This is a genomic window from Flavobacterium sp. CFS9 (assembly GCF_041154745.1).
Classification (GTDB): Bacteria; Bacteroidota; Bacteroidia; order Flavobacteriales; family Flavobacteriaceae; genus Flavobacterium.
The window spans coordinates 1,743,713-1,756,136 of sequence record NZ_AP031573.1; the positions used below are offsets into that span (position 1 = coordinate 1,743,713).

Below are 12,424 nucleotides of genomic sequence, written 5' to 3' on the forward strand. Positions count from 1 at the left end.
ATGATTTCACAAAAAACAGACCCAAAAAATGATTATTATACTGATAATTAATACATTAACTCATAAAAGTCAATAAATACAGGGCTTTTAGGAAAAACCAAACAAGGTCACTTCTCTTTAATTTTTTCCTACAAAAAAGGCCAGCCCTTTTAAAAGCTAGCCTTCATGCGAATTTGTCTTAATTACAGAATTATCTTATATCCATTTCCGGAATTTCACCTTCAATGATCAAATCTGCTTCGGTTGATGCGATGATGTGTTCAACAGAAATTCCTGGTGCTCTTTCTAAGAGCTTAAAACCTTTATCGGTTACTTCGAGAACTGCAAGCTCGGTAACTACTTTTTTAACGCAGCCCACACCTGTTAAGGGTAAAGAGCATTTTTTCAGTATTTTCGATTCTCCTGCTTTATTAACGTGCATCATGGCAACGATAATGTTTTCGGCAGAAGCTACCAAATCCATCGCACCGCCCATTCCTTTTACCATCTTACCCGGAATTTTCCAATTGGCAATATCACCATTTTCAGAAACCTCCATAGCACCTAAAATAGTCAAATCTACTTTTTGGCTTCGGATCATTCCAAAACTAAAAGCCGAATCAAAGAAACTGGCTCCCGGAAGTGTTGTAATGGTTTGCTTTCCGGCATTGATAATATCTGCATCTTCTTCTCCTGCAAAAGGAAAAGGTCCCATACCGAGAACACCGTTCTCACTTTGAAACTCCACAGCAATATCTTCTCTCACATAATTTGCTACCAGAGTTGGAATACCAATTCCAAGATTCACAAAATAGCGGTCTTTTACTTCTTTTGCAATACGTCTTGCAATATCTTCTTTTGTCAACATAGTTCTAATGTGTCAATTTGGAAATTAGATAATTAGATAATGCAAAATAGTCACACAATCCAAATAATCATCTAATTATCACATTTTCTAATTTTCTAATTATGCTCGTTGTCTTACCGTTCTCTGCTCGATTCTTTTCTCAAACTTTTCTCCCTGAAAAATGCGCTGCACCATAATTCCCGGAATGTGTATTTGATTTGGATCTAATGTTCCTACGGGAACTAATTCTTCCACTTCGGCGATGGTAATTTTACCCGCACCTGCCATACAAGCATTAAAATTTCTGGCTGTTCCTTTAAAAATCAGGTTTCCTGCTTCATCACCTTTCCAGGCTTTAACAATAGCAAACTCAGCTTTGAAAGCCAGTTCCATGATGTGCATCTTTCCATTGAACTCACGTACTTCTTTGCCTTCAGCAACTTCAGTTCCGTAACCTGCAGGTGTAAAGAATGCAGGAATTCCGGCTTGTGCCGCACGACAACGTTCAGCTAAAGTACCTTGCGGAGTCAATTCGACTTCCAGTTCTCCTGAAAGCATCTGACGCTCAAACTCAGCATTTTCTCCCACATAAGAAGAAATCATTTTTTTAATTTGCTTCTTTTGCAAAAGCAATCCCAAACCAAAATCATCTACTCCCGCATTATTCGAAATACAGGTTAAATCTGAAATGGAAGTATTTACCAGTGCTGCAATTGTATTTTCAGGAATTCCGCATAAACCGAAACCTCCGAACATTATAGTCATTCCGCTTTCAATTCCTTCGATAGCTTCCTGAACGTTATTTACTTTTTTTGTAATCATAACAAACTGTCTTTATTACTGTATATTTTTGATAAAAATAAGATTTTTAGATTGAAATATAACGATTTCGTAAAAAATAAAATGACTGATTTTATTCTTTGAAAACGAGCTGACCGCATGCCTGTTGAGTGGCAGACTACCTCATTATAAAAAGAAATCCTTTTGTATTCTTTCTGTTTCAGAAGATTACAAAAGGATTTATTATGCTAGGAGAACTGAACCTACAGTTCGAATTCGTCTGTATTTTGTTCTGTTTGTGTCGTATCTTTTACCACTGCCGGTCTGCTGTAGCAATCTACTTTTATCGAAAGGTTTGCCGGACGCTCAAACTCCGATTTTGAAACCTGTAATCCCGGGTCGGCGTAACACAATTTCATGAAGTACCCCCAAATAGGTAATGCTGCTGTAGCTCCTTGTCCGTACGTCAAGCTTTTAAAACGTGCTGAACGGTCTTCACAACCTACCCAGACACCTGTTACCAGATTTGGTACCATTCCCATAAACCAACCGTCAGACTGGTTTTGAGTGGTTCCTGTTTTACCTGCAATCGGGTTTCTGAATACATACGGATATCCTGTCCAGCGATTGTCACCACTTCCTCCTCCTTCTGTACGCAAACGTGCACCTGAACCGGTTTCGGTAACTCCTTCCAATAATTTAATTACGGCGAAGGCAATATCTTTGTTTAAAACGTCATGAGATTCCGGAATAGGTTCATAGATCACCTCTCCGCTTTTGTTCTCAATACGGCTTAAAAATTGCGGTTTTACATATACTCCCTGATTGGCAAATGTACTGTATGCAGCTACCATATCTTCAACCGTAATATCTACCGCTCCAAGCGCAATAGAAGGCTGAGCAGGGATTTCAGTTTTCACCCCTAATTTGTGTGTTAACTCTACTACCGCTTCAGGACCTGTTCGGTCAATTAACTTAGCCGATACGGTATTGATCGAATTGGCAAGACCTTGTTTTAACGTTACCATTCCGCGATATCTGTTATCAGAGTTTCTTGGTTCCCAGTCAGCAGTAACATTGTGACGCCCTTTGTGAATCATAAAAGGTCCGTCCAGAATAGAGTCGCAAGGAGACATATTCAATTGTTCGATAGCGGTTGCATAAACAAACGGTTTGAACGTAGATCCTACCTGTCTTGCTCCCTGTCCTACGTGATCGTACTGGAAATATTTATAATTAATTCCACCTACCCATGCTTTAATGTTTCCCGTTTGAGGTTCCATCGCCATTAAACCAGATTGCAGGAAGTGTTTGAAATAACGAATAGAATCAAGTGGTGTCATTACAGTATCGCGCTCTCCTTTCCAGGTAAATACGCGCATCTTTGTTTTCACTTTAAACGAAGCAATAATGTCTTCGTCGCTTTTGTCCATTTCTTTCATAAGGGCCCAACGCGTCGAATTTTTCATCGCCTGCATCATGATACGGTCTGTTTCCGCCTGAGTAATATTTAAGAATGGTGCATTTTTATTGGTTTTCATCTCAATAAAAAATTGCTCCTGCATATTTTTCATATGTTCCGAAACTGCCTCTTCTGCGTGCAACTGCATTCTTGAATCGATGGTAGTGTAAATTTTCAGACCGTCTTTGTAAATGTCGTATTCAGTACCGTCCGGTTTTTTATTTTCAGCTACCCATTTTTTCATGTAATCACGAAGGTACTCTCTAAAATACGTAGCGGTTCCTTCACGGTGGCTTTCTAATTTAAATTTTAAAGCGATTGGAAGTGCCTGATATTTCTCTTTTTGCGCCTGGGTTATCATCTTGGCTTTTACCATTTGTCCCAGTACAACATCACGACGGTTTTTTACCCCAACAGGGTTACGCAAAGGGTTATAAAGAGATGAATTGTTAAACATTCCAACTAAAATTGCCGATTCGTCAATTGTTAAGTCTTTAGGGTCTTTGGAAAAATAAGTCTGAGCTGCCGAACTTACCCCAACAGCATAATTTCCGAAATCATAAACGTTGCAGTACATCGCTAAAATCTCATTTTTGGTATATTGTCTTTCCAAACGAATAGCAATGATCCATTCTTTTATCTTTTGCACTATTCTAAAAGGCAAAAAACTTGATCCACCACGATGAAATAACTGTTTTGCCAACTGCTGTGTTATGGTACTGGCTCCTCCATTTGTCCCCAAAGAAAAAGCAGCACGTAAAGTACCTCTACCATCAATTCCGGAATGTTCGTAAAAACGGGCATCTTCAGTTGCCACCAAAGCATCTACCAGATTTTTTGGCAAATCTGAATATTTAAGCTGTGACCTGTTGGTTTTGAAATATTTACCGATTACCACTCCGTCAGACGAAATGATTTCGGTGGCCAAATTAGAGTCCGGATTCTCCAAATCTTCAAAAGAAGGCATTGAACCGAATAACCCCCATGAGGCAAATAAAAAGAAGGCAAGAACTCCTAATAAACTATAGGCAAAAATTCTCCAGAACTTCTTTTTGTAGTAATTAATATCTTTAACGCTATTGGATTGATTGTTTTTCTTAGCAGCCATAACTATTTTTCTAATCTTTTTGTTCTATTCTAAAACCAACGTCTGTAATACCTTCTAAGGCCTGAACTCCCGGAATTTTACCCGATTCTCTGACCGCTTGTTTGATATGTACTTTGTATTTTCCTCTAAACTTTACGTTTTCTTTGTAAAACAGCTTACTTTCTTTAATGTCTGTAAAGCCATTCCCCATCAGGCTACCGTCGGGATTTGCCATTTGATATTCCAGAGTATCCACTTTGGTAAAACCGCTTGGTGTTTCGATAGCTACAATCAAAAACAAATTATTAAACGGATAATTGTTGTTGTCTCTCAAATTTACAAACAGGTTGTATCTTTTTGTAGAATCTAAAACCGGCAAATCAAAGGTTACAATACTGTCTTTGTTCCAGGCACTTCCAACAGATTTGTATTCGTCAAATACTCTTTTTTTATCGCACGAAAAAAGGAGTATTGCTGACAAAAGAAGAATTCCACTACTTTTTATTCTCATTTTTAGTAATAATTATAGGTTTTCTTGGCTCGGCTGGCTTTTTATCGTTCGAATTTTTGGGCTTATTCGATTGATTCTTCTTGATTTGTGGTTTATTCGATTTATTCGGATTACCACCGGCCGGCTTGTTTGTATTGTTATTATTATTAGCTTGCTGCGGTTTGTTCGGAGCTGCCACAGCTGCATTCTCAGCATTTGGTTTGCGTTTGCGATTTGGCTTTTTCTTTCTTTTTGGCTGATCGAAACGGGTTAAACTCTCCTGCCCCATTGCATTGTTAAAGTCTTTTTCAGGTTCTGAAGTTACCTCAATAGCAAAATCTTCCAGTGAAGAAACTTTGTTCTTTTGTTTGTTTTCGGCAATAATTTCTTTTACCTGATCGATTTTTAAAACATGCCAGTTCGCAAAATTATTGGTATATGCAAACCACATCAGACCTTTAAAAATATCTTGTTTCTGGCAAATCGCATCTCCTTTTTCGGTTACCAATTTAGTATCGTAATCCGGAAAGTCTTTTAGCGCATCCATGTAAGTATCTAGCTCATAGTTCAGACAGCATTTCAGTTTTCCACATTGTCCGGCCAATTTTTGCGGATTTAGTGAAAGCTGTTGGTAACGTGCTGCCGAAGTATTCACACTTCTAAAATCGGTTAACCAGGTGGAACAGCAAAGTTCACGTCCGCAAGAACCAATTCCTCCCAAACGGGCTGCCTCCTGACGGAAACCAACTTGTTTCATTTCGACTCTGGTACTGAATTCTTTGGCAAAATCTTTAATCAAAAGTCTAAAATCGACTCTGTCGTTTGCCGTGTAATAAAACGTCGCTTTTGATCCGTCTCCCTGAAATTCAATATCCGAAATTTTCATTTCCAGTTTATGCTGAATCGCCAATTCACGTGCACGAACTTTCATGGGTTCTTCACGATCACGTGCTACAGACCAGATATCAATATCTTTCTGAGACGCTTTTCTGTAAATTTTAGGAACTTCATTACTTTCAGGATTTACTCCTTTTTTCTTCATTTGAATTTTTACCAATTCGCCTGTCAAGGTTACAATTCCAATATCATGTCCCGGTGAAGCAACAGTGGCTACAATATCACCTATACTTAACGTTAATTTTTCTGAATTTCTAAAAAATTCTTTGCGTCCGTTTTTAAAACGAACCTCAACACAATCAAAAATCGCCTCTCCATTAGACGGACTCATGTTTGCGAGCCAGTCAAAAACCGTCAATTTATTGCAGCTATCGGTGCCGCAAGTCCCATTATTTTTACAACCTTTTGGTGCGCCACCATCTGAGGTTGAACAACTTGTACATGCCATAATTATATATGTAGTGTCGCAAAAACGCGACTTAAGTTCATAAACGTTCGATCGGTAAAGATAGTATTTTTTTTAGTTTGCTTTTTATCGTTTAAAACTAAAGGGATGATAAATGAACAAATGTCTCATTTTTAATCAAAAACGCATTTTTTGGCTTCTAAAATCCATCTTTTCTAACTCATTTCGCGTCATTTTTAGAGGCTTTTCCGTACAATTTTATCCTTTAAATATCAAATCATATATTTTTTCTTATAAAAAATCTTCTAAATATTTTTGCTCTAAATTTATTCAGTTTTAATAAAAATAACTTCATGAAAAAACACCTTTACAATCTGTTAACGATTGTTCTATTATGCCTTCTAATCTTCAGCTGTTCTACCGAAAATGATTACGCCAGTATTGAAAAACAGGAATCAGCATTACTTACCCGCTCAAAGGAATGGTTGAACTCAAAACACACTATCAGTGAAAAAGAGGTACTTTGGAATTCCGCAACCCTCTATCAGCAAAGCACAGAAAACTCTTTTATTGCCATAATTCCGGTAAAATCTTCCAACTCTTATCTTTTAGAAAAAATTATTCTGGACATTAATGATTATAATATTACCGGAAAACTATGGAGCTTTGATTTCAAAGATTCACAAGAAATAGAGGATCTGCAAAAAATAGCGACACATAAAATACTGGAATCGTTTACCGGTGAATTAAGAATTACTAACTTAGAGACCATGGATACGAGAAAAGATAATTATAAGCAAGGGATAGCCAATGGTAATAATCTCTTTTCGAAATCAAGCGGAGCGGGTGTTTGCAATAACTGCCATGGAGATGAAGGCGCGATCAAACTAAACGAAGTAGTTGTAACTGGTCCTGGCGGTAATCCTTGGCCCAACCCTATTACAAATCCTGTAAATCCTCCAATAGTGCCAATCGGCGGAGGCAGCTTTGGAAGTGGTGGAGGCGGTTCATCTTCAAATCCGTTGAACATAACAAACCAACTTACCGGAAAAGAAAAGTGTCTGAATGATTTACTGGACCAAAAAGGAGATTCGTTTATACAGGATTTATTAGCTAATTTTAAAGGAAAATCGGAATTTGACATTAAAATCGGATCTAAAAATCAAGTATTTGTTACCAAAGACGGGGTTACCAGTGAAGTCAATGGAGCGACTCATCCGCCCAAAAATAATGTCATCGAAATAGAAATAAGCAGCTCCCGCATAAATGCTCATTCTGCACTTGACGCTGCCAGAACGATTATGCATGAATACATCCATGCCGACATCTTTAGAAAATTAAACACCACAACAAACGGTGGTATCGAAGCCCTTAATTTCAAAAATACTTATGACGCTTACAGCAATCAACATGGTGCAATGGCTGCTTTATATCTTGAAAGCATGAAAAATGCATTAAAAGATTTTCATAAAAACATACTTGGCAGTGACTACAATAAATACACAGATTATTATGGAGAACAACCTAGTGATGCTTTTTACGAAGCTATGGCCTGGGGAGGTTTAAAAGAAAATAACGTTAAGGCCTGGAACGATCTTTCTCCTGCCAAAAAAGCTGAAATAGAAAATATGGCAAGAAGAGCCAACATGTTAACCAAACCGGCACCTTGTCCTAACTAACCGTACAAAACTCTGTTAAATATGAAAAAATATATTGTATTTGCCCTGATATTCTTCTTTAGCGTTAGCTATATCAAGGCTCAGATAAGAACAAAGGACACCTTATTCTTCAATATAGATCCCTATTACAGCATATCACCAACAATTACTCCTAACCTTTCAAACAGAACTTATCCTGAAGCGGTAGAGGCACACAAGGAGCAAATAAAACATACTCAAACAAACGGGTACATCTACTTTATTGGGAATGGTTATTTGACAAAAAATCTAAAACCCAGAAAAGTGCTGTCTATAAAAGATTACATTGAAAACAGAAAGTTTTATCTTGACGGGAAATACAACAAAATAGTAGACAAATGGAAACTGAGAGATTCACTAACAAACAAATACAAAATTTACTTTGTTCACGGTGACGAATTTATAGAACCCCGATATTTGGAATACAATTCTTATTATCCTATGGGAAAAGGAGAAAATGCTATCGTAAATAAAGTAAAAGATACGCTCTATTTTAAGCTGGATAAAAAATATATCAGGACGTATGCTCAAATTCCGGATCATTTTTATCTAAGCGACAGTGGTAACGCCTCTACTTCCGGCACCTTTTTTTTACGAAAAGTCCAAACCTCAAATCCTGTAAAGCCAGAAAAAGTCCTTTCCATTGAAAAATTCGTCCATTCCTCCCGATTTTACAATAAAGATAAAACTCAAAAGCTAAATGATTATGAATTGGCAGAATATCTCAGTAATTATATCCTCTTTCTAGTTCCTGATACAAAGATGGATTATATCCTGGTGGAACCCGGTTTTGTAATTGAGTAATGCTTATTTACCAGCATACAAATAAGCATACATAAAAAACTTTTCTCTTCTTATAAACTAAGCCCGACAGGTTTTTGAAACCTGTCGGGTTTGTTGTTTTTTATTTAATAACAATCCAGATCTTAATCTAGAATCTTATATAATTTATCAGAATAGGTTTTGATTCTCGAGCTAATCGTTGATTACAGGCAAACATTCTCTTAAAGTTTCAACATCTTGAGTACTTGCATTTTTAAAATATCCTACCTCACTCCCGTAGTTATTTCTAAAATTGACTACTATCATATTCGGATTGTCCAAAATGTCATTGAACTCTTCCAACTGTTACTTCAAATTTACCAAGTATTCATTGTACACCAAATCTACGATTGAGTCTTAATAATTTTGAATAGATTTTCACTAGTCGTTCAATCTTAAAAATGGAGGGATAGTAAAACGTAACCGTTTGTACTCCAGAATCTGTAAACCTTTTTCGTTTTGTTATAAAGCTTTAGCAATAAGCAAAAAAAGAACATTTTACTCCCTTCCAATTCACTCTTATGGTAAAAATGTCTTTTTATACCTCTATCAACGGATTCCATTTACTAAAACGAAAAACGGATTCAACAAAGAAGGTTAATTTTGTAAAAACGATTGTAGTTTTTACTCTAATTATATTGTCTTCTTTAGTAAATGGTCAATGTACGGTTCAAACCATAAACGCAGATTTTGAATACCCTGCTTTCACTCAAGGTCTTGAATTTATCAACCAAAACCAACTTCCAGCTTCTTTGCTTGGTTGGAGAACGACAGCTACTGATGACATCATAGAGTTTTGGGCTAATGGCAATGAGGGGAAATACGCATACAGTGGAAGACAATTTGTAGAACTTAACGCCTATCAGTTTTCAGGTTTGTATCAAGACTATGATACCTCAACCACAACATACTTTAATTACTCGTTTGCTCATATGGGTAGACTTGGTGTTGATAAAATGGCACTAAAAGCAGGCCCTCCCGGAGGTCCTTATACTACTATTATGACAGCCTCAACAGGTACGGCATGGAAATTATACACCGGCACTTATCAGATTCCAAAAGGTCTCAACAAAATCCGTTTTATTTTCGAAGCGATATCAACTTCAACCGGAGACCCAACAGTTGGTAATTTTCTGGATGCTGTAAATTTTACCGCCTCTATTGCTCCTCCCTCAGCAACTGACCAAACAATATGTAACGGAACAACCGCCACACTTACAGCAACCGGAATTCCTAATGCAACTTTTTACTGGTATGATGCTACAGGGAAAAATCTGCTTTATGAAGGACCTGTATTTACGACTCCTGTTCTGACAACTGATACCAGTTATAAGCTGAAAGAAAAAGATCCTGTTTCTACTTGTGAAAGCAATTTTGTAGATGTTACTGTCAAAATAGACAATCTGGCAAACCCACTAACTTTAACGCTAACAGGAAATGGCCAAAACGAGATCACAGCAAACGCAAGCGGAGGAAAACCAGCATATCAATATTCCATAAACGGAGGCTCTAATGGACCCTCCAACAAATTCACCATTGATAAATCCGGCACGTATACGGCTACGGTTACAGATGCAAATGGATGCAGTACGACCGTTACAAAGTATTTTGAATACATTCCTAAAAAAGACATTGCAATTCCAGTTGCACCTGGCACGACAATATGTTATAAAACAACCGCTACCCTTACCGCTACAGGAGTTCCTAATGCAACTTTTTACTGGTACGATGCTACCGGGACAAATCTACTTTATGAAGGTTCTGTATTCACAACTCCTGTCCTGACCGCTGACACAACTTATAAGCTTAAGCAAAAGGATAGCGTTTCTAATACAGAAAGTGACTTTCTGAATGTTGAAGTAAAAATAAGTAACCTGACAAATCCACTAACTTTAACCTTAACAGAAGGCGAACAAAATGAAATTGTAGCTATAGCAAGTGGAGGAACTTCAAAATATGAATATTCTTTAAATGGAAGTCTCAGTGGTCAATCCAACAGATTTATCATTACCGAATCCGGCCTCTATACCGTTACCGTTACCGATGAAAATGGATGTACTGCCTCCACTTCGAAATATTTTGAATACGCTATTAAAAACGACATTTGCATCCTCAATTATTTCACCCCAAACGGTGACGGCATAAACGACGAATGGGCTCCGGGCTGCTTAGGCAACAACAAAAACCTAACCTATACTATTTTTGACCGATACGGGCGCACCATTACAACCAGAAATTACGATCAGAAATGGGACGGAAGATACAATGGTGCTGAACTGCCTTCTGGTGATTATTGGTACGAAATAATTCTAAATGCCCCAAAAGACAATAGAAGACTTCGCGGTCATTTTACGCTTTACAGATAAAGAAGCAGAAGAGACTATATTTGCTGGAAACTCCTTTAATTATAATGCAAAAACCCTATTCTGCCTGCTAGACAAAATAGGGTTTTACTATTCTAAAAAACAACAATTTGAAGCTGCTTTATTTTACAGACCTCTTTTCGCTGTTAGTTTATGATTTTATATAATTTATCAGACAAACGGATACGGAAAGGAACTTCAAAAGTAACTTTATCACCAATTTTAGCGGTAGAAGTTTCAGCTCCGTTCACAATCAGTCTTTCTAAAACCAATTCCTGATTACCGGTGGTTGGTCCTGAAATTAAGATTGTATCACCACTGTTTAACTCCTGATTTTCAATCGTAAATTGCGCTACCTGTGCTTTTACATAATAATGTTCCGCTTTTCCAAGAAGTACTTTTTTTACTTTTACTTTCTGACGAATATCCACAGGTTTTTCTGCCGCAGCCAAAGCAGTATTAGGCAAATCTCCCGAATGTTTGAATTTTAAGTTTTCTGACTTTCCTTTTCGGAATACTTTGTTTCCAACTTGTTTTCCGCTTCTCAATCGCACCTGATCTACCAACGGCATATGTATTACCTCCAGACATTCTGTTGAACAGCAGTTTTCCATTGCCGCTTTACATTCATCACACTGAATGAACAATAAATGACAGCCATCGTTTTCACAATTGGTATGATTGTCACATGGCTTTCCGCATTGGTGACATTGCGAAATAATATCTTCTGTAATTCTCTCCCCTAAACGATTATCAAACACAAAGTTTTTACCTATGAATTTGCTTTCCAGACCTTCTTCCTCAATTTGTTTGGCGTAATTGATGATACCTCCTTCTAATTGATAAACATTTTTAAAACCCTGGTGCTTAAAATAGGCACTTGCTTTTTCGCAACGGATTCCTCCGGTACAATACATTACAAGGTTTTTATCTTCTTTATGATTTTGAAGCTGTTCGTTGATGATTGGCAAACTTTCTCTAAAAGTTTCAACATCGGGAGTAATGGCATTTTTAAAGTGTCCTACTTCACTTTCGTAGTGATTTCTAAAATCAACTACTATAGTATTTGGGTCGTCAAGAATTTCATTGAATTCTTTCGCTTTCAGGTGCACCCCAATATTGGTTACATCAAAAGTTTCATCATTCAAACCGTCAGCAACAATTTTGTGACGAACTTTGATCGTTAGTTTTAAAAAGGAATGATCGTCATGTTCTACAGCTTCGTTCAAACGAATGCCTTTCATGAAATCGTATACTTCCAGAGTTGCTCTAAAAGCCTCCAAATTTTCGGCAGGAATACTCATTTGAGCATTAATACCTTCGTTAGCCACATAAATTCGTCCCAGAGCATCAAGTTTGTTCCAGGCAATAAATAAATCGTCGCGAAATTTTTTGGGATCTTCAATTTTGGCATACGCATAGAAAGACAGCGTTAATCGCTGTTGACCTGCATCATCGATCATGATGGCTCTCTCTTCTGCGCTCAAAGTGTTATACAGTTGCATGCTATAAACAGTTTTAAGTTAAGAATAGGTTTGATTTTTTTAAATCTGGTGCAAAAGTACCATTTATTTTTAGATTAAAAATTCAATTA

Annotated in this window: 10 protein-coding genes; 3 read left to right on the forward strand and 7 right to left on the reverse strand. The window is 37.2% G+C overall.

What is annotated here, in order from left to right:
- Nucleotides 1-190: 190 nt before the first annotated feature.
- From ACAM30_RS07735 to ACAM30_RS07755, 5 genes are all read right to left on the reverse strand, one after another.
- Nucleotides 191-847, reverse strand: coding sequence for a CoA transferase subunit B (locus ACAM30_RS07735; protein ID WP_369617970.1), 657 nt, complete (start codon nucleotides 845-847; stop codon nucleotides 191-193).
- Nucleotides 848-946: 99 nt separating this feature from the next.
- Entirely contained in the window at nucleotides 947-1,648 is a 702-nt protein-coding gene (locus tag ACAM30_RS07740; RefSeq protein ID WP_369617971.1) for a CoA transferase subunit A, read from the reverse strand.
- Between the two features lie 221 nt (nucleotides 1,649-1,869).
- The gene (locus ACAM30_RS07745) at nucleotides 1,870-4,176 is read right to left on the reverse strand and encodes a penicillin-binding protein 1A (RefSeq protein ID WP_369617972.1); all 2,307 of its coding nucleotides are present in this window, start codon (nucleotides 4,174-4,176) and stop codon (nucleotides 1,870-1,872) included.
- Between the two features lie 10 nt (nucleotides 4,177-4,186).
- Nucleotides 4,187-4,666: a gliding motility lipoprotein GldH gene (locus ACAM30_RS07750; protein ID WP_264531714.1), complete on the reverse strand. Its 480-nt coding sequence runs from the start codon at nucleotides 4,664-4,666 to the stop codon at nucleotides 4,187-4,189.
- Nucleotides 4,650-5,990: a stage 0 sporulation family protein gene (locus tag ACAM30_RS07755; protein WP_369617973.1), complete on the reverse strand. Its 1,341-nt coding sequence runs from the start codon at nucleotides 5,988-5,990 to the stop codon at nucleotides 4,650-4,652. Before ACAM30_RS07755 ends, ACAM30_RS07750 begins: the two co-directional genes overlap by 17 nt.
- Before the next feature lie 311 nt (nucleotides 5,991-6,301).
- Between ACAM30_RS07755 and ACAM30_RS07760 the strand changes: the two genes are divergently transcribed.
- Nucleotides 6,302-7,627: a hypothetical protein gene (locus ACAM30_RS07760; protein ID WP_369617974.1), complete on the forward strand. Its 1,326-nt coding sequence runs from the start codon at nucleotides 6,302-6,304 to the stop codon at nucleotides 7,625-7,627.
- 21 nt (nucleotides 7,628-7,648) lie between these two features.
- A complete protein-coding gene (locus ACAM30_RS07765) occupies nucleotides 7,649-8,449 on the forward strand; it encodes a hypothetical protein (protein WP_369617975.1) in 801 nt (266 codons plus the stop codon).
- A 171-nt stretch (nucleotides 8,450-8,620) separates the two neighbouring features.
- On the opposite strand, the gene ACAM30_RS07770 is transcribed toward ACAM30_RS07765, so the two are convergent.
- Nucleotides 8,621-8,770: a hypothetical protein gene (locus ACAM30_RS07770; RefSeq protein WP_369617976.1), complete on the reverse strand. Its 150-nt coding sequence runs from the start codon at nucleotides 8,768-8,770 to the stop codon at nucleotides 8,621-8,623.
- A 227-nt stretch (nucleotides 8,771-8,997) separates the two neighbouring features.
- Here ACAM30_RS07770 and ACAM30_RS07775 point away from each other — a divergent pair, with 227 nt between their 5' ends.
- The gene (locus ACAM30_RS07775) at nucleotides 8,998-10,833 is read left to right on the forward strand and encodes a T9SS type B sorting domain-containing protein (protein WP_369617977.1); all 1,836 of its coding nucleotides are present in this window, start codon (nucleotides 8,998-9,000) and stop codon (nucleotides 10,831-10,833) included.
- A gap of 143 nt (nucleotides 10,834-10,976) precedes the next feature.
- On the opposite strand, the gene ACAM30_RS07780 is transcribed toward ACAM30_RS07775, so the two are convergent.
- Complete coding sequence (locus ACAM30_RS07780; protein WP_369617978.1) at nucleotides 10,977-12,335, reverse strand: rhodanese-related sulfurtransferase; 1,359 nt, start codon at nucleotides 12,333-12,335, stop codon at nucleotides 10,977-10,979.
- Between the last annotated feature and the right edge of the window lie 89 nt (nucleotides 12,336-12,424).

Coding starts and splice junctions, on each gene's coding strand:
- ACAM30_RS07735 (WP_369617970.1), bottom strand. CDS start 847: ATGTTGACAAAAGAAGATATTGCAAGACGTATTGCAAAAGAAGTAAAA.
- ACAM30_RS07740 (WP_369617971.1), bottom strand. CDS start 1,648: ATGATTACAAAAAAAGTAAATAACGTTCAGGAAGCTATCGAAGGAATT.
- ACAM30_RS07745 (WP_369617972.1), bottom strand. CDS start 4,176: ATGGCTGCTAAGAAAAACAATCAATCCAATAGCGTTAAAGATATTAAT.
- ACAM30_RS07750 (WP_264531714.1), bottom strand. CDS start 4,666: ATGAGAATAAAAAGTAGTGGAATTCTTCTTTTGTCAGCAATACTCCTT.
- ACAM30_RS07755 (WP_369617973.1), bottom strand. CDS start 5,990: ATGGCATGTACAAGTTGTTCAACCTCAGATGGTGGCGCACCAAAAGGT.
- ACAM30_RS07760 (WP_369617974.1), top strand. CDS start 6,302: ATGAAAAAACACCTTTACAATCTGTTAACGATTGTTCTATTATGCCTT.
- ACAM30_RS07765 (WP_369617975.1), top strand. CDS start 7,649: ATGAAAAAATATATTGTATTTGCCCTGATATTCTTCTTTAGCGTTAGC.
- ACAM30_RS07775 (WP_369617977.1), top strand. CDS start 8,998: ATGTCTTTTTATACCTCTATCAACGGATTCCATTTACTAAAACGAAAA.
- ACAM30_RS07780 (WP_369617978.1), bottom strand. CDS start 12,335: ATGCAACTGTATAACACTTTGAGCGCAGAAGAGAGAGCCATCATGATC.